Here is an 11,899-nt window from a genome sequence, read left to right as displayed (position 1 = left end):
GAACTCCCGCACGGTCGCCAGGTCCGGCCACGTCGATCCACTCCCGAGTCAGCGGTTGGCACTCCACGGTGCATCCCTGGGGCTGGTCAGGTGAGGTCGGGGCTGCCACGCTGGCAGCATGGCGAGCGCTCGGGCGGCGACGTCGCGACAGGCGGAGCACGACGCGGTCCTGGGCTGCGCCGTGGCCGTCACCTGCGGCCTCGCCTTCCTCATCTTCGTCGCGGTGCCTGTCCGGGTGGGGGCGCTCGAGGTCCCCGTCGCGCTCGAGTGGCTCTGGCACGTCGGGTTCCTCGTCGGTGCGTTCCTCGGCCCGGTGGGCGCCGGCCTGGCGGCGTACGCCAGCGGGGTGGCGCTGTGGACCGGGGGACCGGACCTCACGCGTCGGGCCCGGTGGTTGCACCGCAGCACGGTCACGATGTCCGTGGTCCTGCTCGTGGCCTACGTCGCGAACGCCAGCGCCCTACGGCTCTGGTTGGACTAGGCGGCAGACCCGTCTGGTCCGCACCACGGCCGCGGGATCGGGTCAGCGCAGCGCGTCGAGGAGCCTGGTCGAGATCGCTTCGGGCGTGAGGCCGACGCGGTCGAGGACCTGACCGCGCGACCCGTGGTCGAGGAACTCGCGGGGCAGGCCGAAGAGCTCGACCGGGACGTCGCAACCGTTGTCCCGCAAGGCCTGTACGACGTGTGAGCCGACTCCACCGGACACGGAGTTGTCCTCGACGACCGCCAAGCGACCGGCCGAACCGGCCAGCTCGCCGAGCCCCGGGTTCACCGGCAGCGCCCACACCGGGTCCACGACCCGGACCCGCAGCCCTTCGGCCGTGAGCTTGTCGGCGACTGTGAGCGCGGTCGCGGCCATCGACCCGACACCGACGAGCAGCAGGTCGACCGAGTGCTCGTCGGGCTCGGCCAGCACGTCCACACCCGAGACCGACCGCACCGCCTCGATCGAGTCACCCGCCGACCCCTTGGGGAAGCGGATGACCGACGGGGCGTCGGAGATGTCGACCGCCGTGCGAAGCGCCTTGGGGATCTGCTCGCCGTCACGCGGCGCGGCCAGGTGCAGGCCGGGGACGACACCGACGATGGACATGTCCCACATGCCGTGGTGCGACGCCCCGTCGGGACCGGTGATGCCCGAGCGGTCGAGGACGAACGTCACCCCCGCGCGATGCAGGGCGCAGTCCATGAGCAGCTGGTCGAAGGCTCGGTTGAGGAACGTGGCATAGATCGCCACGACAGGGTGGAGGCCGGCATACGAGAGTCCGGCGGCCATCGTCGTCGCGTGCTGCTCGGCGATGCCGACGTCGAACGTTCGCTCGGGGAAGCGCTTCGCGAAGGCGTCGAGCCCGACCGGGATCATCATCGCCGCCGTGATCGCGACGACGTCCTCGCGCTCCTCCCCCAGCTCGACGAGGGCGTCGCTGAACTCGTCGGTCCAGCTGCGACCGGAGATCTCGAGCGGCAGGCCGGTCTCGGGGTTGATGACGCCGACGGCGTGGAACTGGTCGCTCTCGTCGTTGACGGCCGGGTCGTAGCCCTTGCCCTTCTGGGTGATGACATGGACGAGCACCGGCCCGTCGAACGCCCGGGCGCGACGCAGCGCCTGCTCGAGCGCGGCCTCGTCGTGGCCATCGACCGGGCCGATGTACTTGAGGCCGAGGTCCTCGAAGAGACCCTGCGGCGCGACGATGTCCTTGAGCCCCTTCTTGACGCCGTGAAGCGTCTCGTACATCGCGCCACCGACGATGGGCGTGCGGTGCAGCGTCGACTTGCCCCAGTCGAGGAACCGCTCGTAGCCGCGAGTCGTGCGCAGCGTCGCCAGGTGGTCGGCCAGGCCGCCACGGGTCGGCGCGTAGGAGCGCTCGTTGTCGTTGACGACGATGACGAGCGGCAGGTCGCGCTCGGCGGCGATGTTGTTGATCGCCTCCCAGGCCATGCCGCCGGTGAGTGCGCCGTCGCCGATGACCGCGACCGTATGCCGGTCACGCTCGCCCCTGACGACGCGGCCGGCCGCGATGCCGTGCGCCCACGACAGCGAGCTCGACGCGTGCGAGCTCTCGACGACGTCGTGCTCGGACTCGGACCGGCTCGGGTAGCCCGACAGCCCACCCTGCTTGCGCAGGCCCGAGAAGTCGTGGCGACCGGTGAGGAGCTTGTGGACGTAGGACTGGTGGCCGGTGTCGAAGACGACAGCATCACGCGGGCTGTCGAAGACCCGGTGGATCGCGATCGTCAGCTCGACGACGCCGAGGTTGGGACCGAGGTGGCCGCCGGTGCGGGAGACCTCGTCGACGAGGAAGGTCCGGATCTCGCCGGCCAGCGTCTCCAGCTCGGGTCGGGTCAGGGCCTTGAGGTCGTCAGGTCCCTGGATGCGCTCCAACACGCTCACGCGCTCTCCCTCTCGGTGCCGATGTCCATCCGCTGAAGTCTAGGTGCTCCCGGGCACGGCACTGCTCCCCCACCGGGCTCGCGCCCACCCCTGCACGAAACGTTCACGGGCCCCACACCTCTCCCCGACGTGCGGGAAGGGTGTGGAGCCCGTGATCGCCCCGCCGGTCCTACTTCACCGAGACGGCGTCCCAGGTCTGGGCGACCGCAGTGGCCTGCGACGACGCGGCGCCGTAGAGGTCACCGGCCGCCAGGATCGTGGCGGTGCGCGCCCCGGCGTAGTTCGTCGAGGAGGTCATGTAGACGGTGAGCGCGCGGTACCAGATCTTCGCGGCGGCGTCCCGCCCGATGCCGGTGAGCGTCGAGCCGTTGCACGTCGTCGAGCTGTGCGCCTTGCCGCCGAAGGTCTTGCTGCCCGAGCCCTCGGCGAGCAGGTAGAAGAAGTGGTTGCCGACGCCCGAGGAGTAGTGGACGTCGAGGTTGCCCACCGACGAGCTCCAGCAGTTGACCGACTTGCCGTCGCTGCTCGGGTTGTCCATGCGGCGGAAGCCGAGGCCCTCTGCGAGGTCGAACTCCTCACCGATGAGGTAGTCGCCCGGGTCGCTCGGGTTGTCGGCGCTGAACTCCACCATCGTGCCGAAGATGTCGCTCGTGGACTCGTTGAGGCCACCGGACTCACCGGAGTAGGTGAGGTTGGCCGAGTTCTCGGTGACGCCGTGGCTCATCTCGTGCCCGGCGACGTCGAGCGAGACGAGCGGGCCGAACGAGGTGCCGTCGCCGTCGCCGTAGGTCATCTGCTTGCCGTCCCAGAAGGCGTTGACGTAGTTCGAGCCGTAGTGGACCCGGCTCGGCGAACCCTGACCGGTGTTCCAGATGCCGTTGCGGCCGTGCGTGTTCTTGAAGTAGTCCCACGTGCGGGCCTGCCCGTATGCCGCGTCGACGGCTGCGCTCTGCCGGTTGGCGTTGGTGCCGTTGCCCCAGACGTTGTCGGCGTCGGTGAAGAGCGTCCCGGTGGAGCAGCCGACACCGAAGATCGTGCAGAAGGCGCTGTCGGTCTTGTTGCCCATGTCGGTGACCTGCGAGCTGCCTCGGGTCGCGTCCTTGAGCTGGTAGGTCGATCCGGACAGCGTCGTCTGGATCGTCACGCTGCCGCTGTAGAGCGACGCACCGCTGCCGTCGGCCTCGTGGATCTCGTCGGCCGACCCGACGACCGCACCGGTGGTCGCGTCGACCCATGTGTGCAGCCGGCTCGGGGTGCCGCTCTCGCGGACACCACTGGCCCGCACGTCCCAGACGAGCCGGGGCGTGCCCTCGACGGCGTCGACGGCGAGGGTGGGCGCGGCCTTGTCGAGCGAGACCCCGGCCGGCAGGGTCGGGCGCACCGCCGACCGGGCCTTCGCCGCCGAGACGGAGGGCGTCGTGCCGACGCTCACCGGGGCAGTGAGCGTCTGGCTCACAGAGTCGACGGCACCGTCGGCGCCGAGGTGCGCGACGAGGTCGCCGCCGAGGACCGGCAGACCGCGGTAGGTGCGGTTCATCCGGACGTGCCGCTCACCGGACGCCTCACCCAGCGCCGACGTCGCGACGAGGTCCTCACCGGCCGCGAGCCGCACGAGGCCCGGAGCGGCGCGCAGGGCCTGCTCGGCGGTCGCGCCGACCGAGGCGACGTCGAGCTGACGGAGCGGACCGACGGGATCGGCGGGCCGGGCCGTCGCCGGGACGGCGGTGGCCAGGACTGCCGAGCCCGCGGCGAGGCAGGCGAGGGCGGAGAGCGATCGACGCATGGGACTTCCTTGTCGTGTCGAGAGATGTCGCGCGGTCGGCGCGACGTCCTTCATCACAACCGCTCCCGATGTCGCCACGGAAGGGACTTGGGGAACTTCTTACTCAACGTATACCTCGGTCAAGCGCCCTCAGAGACGTGGCACGAACGTGTGCCCCTGCATCGCCTCGAGGAGCAGCCCGGCAGCCCGGCGGGCCGCGAGGAGGCGAGCCCCCTCGGCCTCGAGCGCGGCGAGCGAGGCCGCGATCCCCTCGGGCTCGACATGGTCCGCGAGGTCGACCCGAAGCCCCCTGTATGCCGTCCTCATCGCTCCCAGCTGCGCGTCGAGATGGTGCGTGGTCACCCAGGCGAGCGCGACCGGGTGGCGGCGCCACACGGCATACATGCGGTAGTCCGACGGGCAGTGGTCGAGCAGCCAGCCGACGGCCGGGACCTGCCACCCCGGCGCCTCGGGCGGCGGCACGCGGTCGGGCCAGCCCGGCGGCCCCGGCCGGCGCGAGCCCCCGGGCGCCCCGGGGCTCGCCGAACGCCGCAACGGGGGCGGCGTCGAGGGGTCGAACATGTGTTCGATGGTACCTCTCGCCGACGGCGGCGGGCGCCCGTCTCGACGCGGCCACATCGTGGACCGCCCTCTCGGAGTGTCATAACTCGCTCTTATGCTTTCGATCAGCATTTGGCACCTATCACGGATCGAGGACCCCATGACGAGCGTCGCCTCCGGCCGCACCCTGCGGCCGCCGCGCACCGGCCGGTCCAACGGCCAGTGGGCCGTCGACGGTCGGGAGCCGCTCAACCCCAACGAGGCGTTCAAGGCCGAGGACAACGGACTCAACGTCCGCGAGCGGATCGAGACGACCTACGCGCGCGAGGGGTTCGACTCCATCCCCGGCGACGACCTCCGCGGCCGCTTCCGCTGGTGGGGCCTCTACACCCAGCGCAAGCCCGGCATCGACGGCGGGCGCACCGCGCAGCTCGAGCCGCACGAGCTCGAGGACAGGTTCTTCATGCTCCGCGTCCGCACCGACGGCCAGGTTCTCTCCCCCACGCAGCTGCGCGTCCTCGGCGGCATCTCCACCGACTTCGCCCGCGAGAGCGCCGACATCAGCGACCGCCAGAACATCCAGTACCACTGGATCGCGATCGAGAGCGTGCCCGAGGTGTGGCGCCGGCTCGAGGCCGTCGGGCTCCAGACGACCGAGGCGTGCGGCGACACGCCTCGCGGGTTCCTCGGCAGCCCGGTGGCCGGCGTCGCCGCCGATGAGATCATCGACCCGACGCCGGTCATCCGTGAGATCACCTCACGCTGGCTGGGCGACACCGAGCTGTCGAACCTCCCCCGCAAGTTCAAGACCGCGATCACCGGGCACCCGAGCCTCGACGTCGTCCACGAGATCAACGACGTCTCGCTCGTCGGCGTCGTCCATCCGGAGCTCGGCCCCGGCTACGACCTCTGGGTCGGTGGCGCCCTCTCGACGGCCCCGCGTCTCGCCGAGCGCCTCGGGGTGTTCGTCTCCGAGGCCGACGCGCCTGACGTGTGGCACGGGGTCATCTCGATCTTCCGTGACTACGGCTACCGGCGGATGCGCACCAAGGCCCGCCTCAAGTTCCTCCTCGCGGAGTGGGGCCCGGTGAAGTTCCGGGAGGTCCTCGAGACCGAGTACCTCGGCCGGGCTCTGCCGGATGGCCCCGCGCCGGCCCCGGCCAAGGGCCCCGGCGACCACGTCGGCGTGCACCCCCAGAAGGACGGCCGGTTCTACGTCGGCGCCGCGCCCACCGTGGGGCGGGTCAGCGGCACCATCCTCACGAGCCTCGGCGACCTCGTCGAGCGGGTCGGTGGCGACGGCGTGAGGCTCACCGCCCACCAGAAGCTCGTCGTCCTCGGCGTGCCGGGCGAGGGGGTCGACGAGCTCGTCTCCGGGCTCGCCGAGCTGGGACTCAGCGCGACGCCGAGCCCCTTCCGCCGCTCCACCATGGCCTGCACCGGCATCGAGTACTGCAAGCTCGCCATCGTCGACACCAAGGACACCGCGACCGCCGTCATCGCCGAGCTCGAGGAGCGCCTCGCCGGCATCGAGCTCGACCAGCCGATCGCGCTGCACGTCAACGGGTGCCCGAACTCGTGCGCCCGCATCCAGACGGCCGACATCGGCCTCAAGGGCCTCATCACCACCGACGACGCCGGCGAGAGCGTGCCCGGGTTCCAGGTCCACCTCGGTGGTGGCCTCGCCTCCCCCGAGCGCGACGAAGCCGGGCTCGGGCGGACCGTCCGCGGGCTCAAGGTCCCGGCGGCCGACCTCACCGACTACGTCGAGCGCCTCGTCCGGCGCTTCGTCGACCAGCGAACCGAGGGTGAGTCCTTCGCCACCTGGGCCCACCGCGCCGACGAGGAGGCGCTGACGTGAGCGTCACGACGACCGCGGGCACGAAGCGCAGCGAGGAGGAGCTGCGGGCACTCGCCGCCGAGGGGGCACAGCTCGACGACACCGACGCGGTGGCTGTCGCCCGCTGGGCCGCCGAGACCTTCCCCGGCACGCTCGCCGTGGCCTGCTCGATGGCCGAAGGCGTTCTGCCGCACCTGATCTCGCAGCATGCGCCGGGTGTCGACGTGCTCTTCCTCGAGACCGGCTACCACTTCTCCGACACGATCGGCACCCGTGCGCGGGTCGCCGACGAGCTCGACGTCACGGTGGTCGACGTCCTGCCCGAGCTCACCGTCGCCGAGCAGGACGCGAAGTTCGGTTCGCGGCTCCACGACCGCGACCCGGCGCTGTGCTGCGCGATGCGCAAGATGGAGCCGCTCGCGAGGACCCTTGCTGGCTACGAGGCCTGGGTCACCGGCGTCCGTCGCGACGAGGCACCCACCCGGACCGGCACCCCGCTCGTGACCTTCGACGAGAAGCACGGCCTCGTCAAGGTCAACCCCCTGGTGACGTGGTCGCTCGACGACGTCACGGCATACGCCACCGAGCACTCCGTGCCCGTCAACCTCCTCATGTTCGACGGCTACCCGTCGATCGGGTGCGAGCCCTGCACGCGCCGGGTCGCCCCGGGTGAGGACGCCCGAGCCGGACGCTGGTCCGGCCTCGCCAAGACCGAATGCGGGATCCACACATGAGCGCAGCCACCGTCCCCGACACCCTCGACACCATCGACACCCCGGGTGTGGCGCCCGGCGCCCACGTCCTCGACCAGCTCGACGCCCTCGAGGCCGAGGCCATCCTCATCATCCGCGAGGTCGTCGGCGAGCTCGAGCGTCCCGTGCTGCTCTTCAGCGGCGGCAAGGACTCGGTCGTCATGCTGCACCTCGCCGCGAAGGCCTTCTGGCCGGCGCCGATCCCCTTCCCCGTCCTCCACGTCGACACCGGCCACAACTTCCCGGAGGTGCTCGACTACCGCGACGAGACCGTCGAACGACTCGGCCTGCGCCTCGAGGTCGCGCGCGTCCAGGACTACGTCGACGACGGGCGTCTGCGCGAGCGCGCCGACGGGCTCCGCAACGCCCTCCAGACCGTGCCGCTCCTCGACGCCATCAACGAGCACCGCTTCGACGGCGTCTTCGGCGGCGGCCGCCGCGACGAGGAGAAGGCCCGCGCCAAGGAGCGGATCGTCTCGTTGCGCGACGAGTTCGGCCAGTGGGACCCGAAGAACCAACGGCCCGAGCTGTGGAACCTCTACAACCCCCGCCACCGGCCCGGCGAGCACGTGCGCGTCTTCCCCATCAGCAACTGGACCGAGCTCGACGTCTGGCGCTACATCGAGCGCGAGGACATCCCGCTCGCCTCCCTCTACTACGCCCACGAGCGCGAGGTCTTCGCCCGCGACGGCATGTGGCTCGCCGTCGGCCCGCACTCGCAGCCGCGGGAGGGCGAGCAGGTGGAGACCCGCGTCGTGCGCTACCGCACCGTCGGCGACATGTCGTGCACCGGCGCCGTCGAGTCGCCTGCGCGCACCAACGCCGACATCGTCGTCGAGGTCGCCGCCTCGACCCTCACCGAGCGCGGCGCCACCCGGGCGGACGACCGGATCTCCGAGGCCGCCATGGAGGACCGCAAGAAGGAAGGCTATTTCTGATGAGCGCCACGACGAGCCAGCACGACGTCCTTCCCCGGACCGGCACCCTGCTCCGCCTCGCGACCGCGGGCTCCGTCGACGACGGCAAGTCGACGCTCGTCGGCCGCCTCCTCCACGACACGAAGTCGGTGCTCTCCGACCAGCTCGCCGCCGTCGAGCGGGTCTCGCGCGACCGCGGGCTCACCGCCGCCGACCTCGCGCTGCTCACCGACGGCCTGCGTGCCGAGCGCGAGCAGGGGATCACCATCGACGTCGCCTACCGCTACTTCGCGACCGCCCGGCGCAGCTTCGTCCTCGCCGACTGCCCCGGCCACGTCCAGTACACGCGCAACACGGTCACCGGCAGCTCCACCGCCGACGTCGTCGTCCTCCTCGTCGACGCCCGCCGCGGCGTCCTCGAGCAGACCCGCCGGCACCTCGCCGTCACCGCTCTGCTGCGCGTGCCGCACGTGATCGTGGCGGTCAACAAGATCGACCTCGTCGACTTCTCGCAGGAGGTCTTCAAACGCGTCAACGCCGAGGTCCAGGCCGTCGCGCGCGAGCTCGGCGTCGAGGACGCCACGGCCATCCCGGTGAGCGCCCTCGACGGCGACAACATCGCCGAGCGCTCGACGCGAACCCCTTGGTATGCCGGCCCCAGCCTCCTCGAGCTCCTCGAGGACCTGCCGCCTGCTGACGACCCCGAGCACGAGGCGTTCCGCCTGCCCGTCCAGCTCGTCATCCGTCCGCAGGGCGCGGCGCGCGAGGCCGCCCACCGCGACTACCGGGGGTATGCCGGTCATGTTGCCTCCGGTGTCGTCCGGGTCGGCGACGAGGTCGTCGCGCTGCCGTCCGGGACGCGGTCGAGGGTCGTCGGCATCGACCTCGCCGAGCGCTCGCTCGCGGAGGCGTTCGCCCCGCAGTCGGTGACCCTGCGGCTCGCCGACGACATCGACATCTCCCGCGGCGACGTCATCGCGTCAGCAGACGCCCCCGATCCCACCCAGGACATCGAGGCGGTCGTCTGCTGGCTCGGCGACGCACCGCTCCGTTCGGGTCAGCGGCTGCTGCTCAAGCACGGGTCGCGCACCGTACAGACCGCCGTGCGCGCCATCGAAGGCGCGCTCGACCTCGACGGGCTGCACTCCGTCGCAGCAGAGACGTTGTCGCTCAACGACATCGGGCTCGTCCGGCTTCGCCTCGCCAGCCCGGTCCCGGTCGAGAACTACTCGACGTCACGGCGCGGCGGCTCCTTCCTCCTCATCGACGCCCACGACGGCCGGACGGTCGCCGCAGGCATGGTCGGCGCCACGCTGCCCACCGCGGCCGACGCCCCGAGCCGACCGGAGGGGGACGAGCCGTGGGACATCTGAGCGGCGCCCTCCCCGTCGTCCTCGACCTCGGCGGTCGGCTCGTCGTCGCCCTCGGTGGCGGTCCCGTCACCGGCGAGCGGGTGCGGTCCTTCCTCGACCAGGGAGCCCTCGTCCGCGTCGTCTCCCCTTGGGTCTGCGAGGAGGTCTCGGAACTGCTCGAAGCTCATCCCGACCGCACCACCTGGGTGCGTCGAGACTGGGCCGGACCGGCCGACCTCGACGGCGCGTGGCTCGTGCACACCGCGACCGGCGACCTCGAGGTCGACGCACAGGTGCGCGCTGCGGCCGACGCGCTGCGGGTGTGGTGCGTCGACGCGACCGACATCGGCGCGAGCACGGCGAGCCTCCCGGCCGCCACGCGGGTCACGACGCCGGACGGTGCGGTCACCGTCGCCGTCCACGCCGAGGGCGACGACGACCGCTCGGCACGGGTGCGGGACTCGATCGACCTCGCGCTGCACACCGGGACCCTGGACCTGCGCACCGCGCGTCGTCGCGAGCACGGCTGGGTCGCCCTCGTCGGCGGCGGGCCCGGCTCGGACGGCCTGCTCACGAACCGGGGCCACGAGCTGCTCGCCACCGCTGATGTCGTCGTCGTGGACCGCCTCGCCCCACGCACCGTCGTCTCCCGGCTGCCCGAGTCGGTGCGCGTCATCGACGTCGGCAAGACGCCTGGCCACCACCCCGTGCCCCAGCACCGGATCAACGAGATCCTCGTCGAGGAGGCGAGCCGTGGCCACGGCGTCGTGCGGCTCAAGGGTGGCGACCCCTACGTCCTCGGACGCGGAGGCGAGGAGCGCCTCGCGTGCGAGGCACACGGCATACCGGTCGAGGTGGTTCCCGGGGTGACGAGCGCGGTCGCCGTGCCCGCGGCCGCGGGCATCCCCCTGACCCACCGGGGCGTGGCCAAGGCCTTCACGGTCGTCTCCGGACACGAGCAGATCCCGGCGCTCCCGCCGGGGAGCGACCACACCCTCGTGCTGCTCATGGGCGTCTCGACGCTGAGGGACAGTGCCAGGCGGCTGGTGGCGGCCGGTCGGCGGGCCGACTGCCCGGTGGCGATCATCGAGCGCGGCTTCCTCCCCGACCAGCGCGTGACCTTCGGGACCCTCGCGGACATCGCGGACACGGCGCTCTTCCGACGGGTCGAGTCGCCGGCGGTCGTCGTCGTTGGCGACGTCGTGGACCTCGCGAAGGGCTGAGATCCACCGCTCGCGACGTCGGCGTTGTCCGCGCACGTCGGCCTCGATCTCGAGGAGGAGGATGCGGGACCCCCTGCCCTCCCCGGTTGGGTGGCGGTCTGACACTCGCGTCCGACCCGGGCGCAGGGCGCGGCTGGGCCGGGGTACGCGTCGTGCGGACGCGACCCCGGCCGAGCCACCGCTCAGGTCAGGCCTGCACCACCGCCGCGAGCCGACGACGCGACGTGCTGGTGAGGAGACCGCCGAGCAGGAGCAGTGCGAGGGCACACCCCACGAGGACGGAGACGTCGGTCCCGGTCTGGGCGAGTTCGCCCATGGCCGCGTCGGCCGACATCGCCGTGACCGAGCTTCGGGCCGGGATGTTGCTCCGGCTCGCGGCCTGGACGTCGTCACGATCGTTCGCATCGCTGCTCGGGTCCGTCGGGTTCGCCGGGTTCGCGGGGTCCGTCGGGTTCGCGGGTTCTGTCGGGTTCGACGGGTCCGTGGGCTCGGTCGGGTTCGACGGGTCCGTGGGCTCGGTCGGGTTGGACGGGTCCGTGGGCTCGGTCGGGTTGGACGGGTCCGTGGGCTCGGTCGGGTCGGACGGGTCCGTCGGCTCGCCGGGCACGGTCGGGTTGCCCGGGTCGGTCGGAGTGGTCGGCTCGGTCGGGGTGTTCGGGGTGCTGGACCCCTCGGTCGTGGCGTCACCGACGACGCTCACCGCGTTGCCACCCACGACGACCGGGACCGTGACCGGCACGACGACCTGGTTGCCGCCGCCGAGCGAGTCGTCACCGGAGGTACCCGGCTCTCCCGAGTTCCCGCCACCGGCTGCCGGTGCGGACGTGTCCGAGTCCGAGCTCGACGCGTCACCGATGACCGAGACGGCGTTGCCGCCAGCCGTCACCGGAGCAGTGACCGGCAGACCGACCTGGTTGCCACCCGCGGCCGAGTCCTCACCCGAGGTCTCACCCGGAGCGGTCGAACCACCCGACGTGCCACCGATGCCGGAGGTCGCGTCACTGCCGGACGTCGACGAGTCACCGACGACAGAGACCGCGTTGCCGCCAGCCGTCACCGGAGCAGTGACCGGCAGACCGACCTGGTTGCCACCCACGGCC

General features: G+C 71.9%; 10 protein-coding genes. 6 read left to right on the top strand and 4 right to left on the bottom strand.

Annotated features, from left to right (window positions below):
* The first annotated feature begins 118 nt into the window (after window positions 1-118).
* The gene (locus ACOJV7_RS16350) at window positions 119-481 is read left to right on the top strand and encodes a hypothetical protein (protein ID WP_420191291.1); all 363 of its coding nucleotides are present in this window, start codon (window positions 119-121) and stop codon (window positions 479-481) included.
* A 42-nt stretch (window positions 482-523) separates the two neighbouring features.
* Here ACOJV7_RS16350 and dxs read toward each other — a convergent pair whose 3' ends face one another.
* The 3 genes from dxs to ACOJV7_RS16335 form a co-directional block, all read right to left on the bottom strand.
* Window positions 524-2,392 carry a 1-deoxy-D-xylulose-5-phosphate synthase gene (gene dxs / locus ACOJV7_RS16345; protein ID WP_420191290.1) on the bottom strand — a complete coding sequence of 623 codons (1,869 nt, stop codon included), beginning with the start codon at window positions 2,390-2,392 and terminating at the stop codon, window positions 524-526.
* Between the two features lie 169 nt (window positions 2,393-2,561).
* A complete protein-coding gene (locus ACOJV7_RS16340) occupies window positions 2,562-4,175 on the bottom strand; it encodes a M4 family metallopeptidase (protein WP_420191289.1) in 1,614 nt (537 codons plus the stop codon).
* Window positions 4,176-4,304: 129 nt separating this feature from the next.
* The gene (locus ACOJV7_RS16335; RefSeq protein ID WP_420191288.1) at window positions 4,305-4,736 is read right to left on the bottom strand and encodes a hypothetical protein; all 432 of its coding nucleotides are present in this window, start codon (window positions 4,734-4,736) and stop codon (window positions 4,305-4,307) included.
* Between the two features lie 139 nt (window positions 4,737-4,875).
* Here ACOJV7_RS16335 and ACOJV7_RS16330 point away from each other — a divergent pair, with 139 nt between their 5' ends.
* The 5 genes from ACOJV7_RS16330 to cobA are packed head-to-tail and all read left to right on the top strand — an operon-like array spanning window position 4,876 to window position 10,799.
* Window positions 4,876-6,576 carry a nitrite/sulfite reductase gene (locus tag ACOJV7_RS16330; RefSeq protein ID WP_420191287.1) on the top strand — a complete coding sequence of 567 codons (1,701 nt, stop codon included), beginning with the start codon at window positions 4,876-4,878 and terminating at the stop codon, window positions 6,574-6,576.
* Window positions 6,573-7,289, top strand: a complete 717-nt coding sequence (locus ACOJV7_RS16325) for a phosphoadenylyl-sulfate reductase (RefSeq protein WP_420191286.1) — start codon at window positions 6,573-6,575, stop codon at window positions 7,287-7,289. Before ACOJV7_RS16330 ends, ACOJV7_RS16325 begins: the two co-directional genes overlap by 4 nt.
* Window positions 7,286-8,245, top strand: coding sequence for a sulfate adenylyltransferase subunit CysD (gene cysD, locus ACOJV7_RS16320; protein ID WP_420191285.1), 960 nt, complete (start codon window positions 7,286-7,288; stop codon window positions 8,243-8,245). Before ACOJV7_RS16325 ends, cysD begins: the two co-directional genes overlap by 4 nt.
* Entirely contained in the window at window positions 8,245-9,597 is a 1,353-nt protein-coding gene (locus ACOJV7_RS16315; protein ID WP_420191284.1) for a sulfate adenylyltransferase subunit 1, read from the top strand. The genes cysD and ACOJV7_RS16315 overlap by 1 nt, the downstream gene beginning before the upstream one ends.
* A complete protein-coding gene (gene cobA, locus ACOJV7_RS16310; RefSeq protein ID WP_420191283.1) occupies window positions 9,585-10,799 on the top strand; it encodes a uroporphyrinogen-III C-methyltransferase in 1,215 nt (404 codons plus the stop codon). Before ACOJV7_RS16315 ends, cobA begins: the two co-directional genes overlap by 13 nt.
* Window positions 10,800-10,986: 187 nt before the next feature.
* Here cobA and ACOJV7_RS16305 read toward each other — a convergent pair.
* A partial coding sequence (locus ACOJV7_RS16305; protein ID WP_420191282.1) for a chaplin family protein occupies window positions 10,987-11,899 on the bottom strand: 913 nt, incomplete at its 5' end.

Source organism: Knoellia tibetensis (assembly GCF_048606415.1).
Classification (GTDB): domain Bacteria; phylum Actinomycetota; class Actinomycetes; order Actinomycetales; family Dermatophilaceae; genus Knoellia; species Knoellia tibetensis.
Note: the sequence above shows the minus strand (reverse complement) of the source record. Positions and strands in the feature narration are given on the sequence as shown.